At 58.9% G+C, this 448-nt stretch carries 1 protein-coding gene; it reads left to right on the forward strand.

Annotated features, from left to right (window positions below; translation table 11 throughout):
- Positions 1–448, forward strand: a 448-nt coding sequence (locus OWC48_RS46595; protein WP_282526006.1) for a flagellar hook-basal body complex protein, incomplete at both ends; no start/stop codon positions are given.

Genomic DNA, 448 nt, shown 5'->3' on the forward strand with positions numbered 1-448 from the left:
CAGGTCAATTCCAACGCGACCGGAAACACCGTTGCCTGGCAGAACGTCGGAACGGACTTCAAGTTTGGTCCGAACGGGCAGATGCAGCCGGTGGTCAGTCAGATCACGCTGGCCGGGCTTACCGTGGATGGTACCAGCCTGGGTAACGTCACAATGGCATTTGGCACCGGCGGACTAACGTCGTTTGCGGACACCAATGGCAACGTGCAAGTGAACCAACTGCAACAGGACGGTTACGCCGCAGGTCAACTGCAAAGCGTGTCGGTCAGCGACGAGGGACGTGTTGTCGGCACCTACTCGAACGGCCGCACCATCGATCTCGCGGAGGTCTCTATTGCCACCTTCAACGGCGCCAACTTCCTGAAGCGTGTCGACGGCGGCGCTTTTGAAGTGACCAACGAATCCGGAGACGCGCTCTATGGAAAAGGCGGGAGTATTTCGGGCTCGT

The organism is Bradyrhizobium sp. Arg816 (assembly GCF_029989365.1).
Classification (GTDB): Bacteria; Pseudomonadota; Alphaproteobacteria; order Rhizobiales; family Xanthobacteraceae; genus Bradyrhizobium.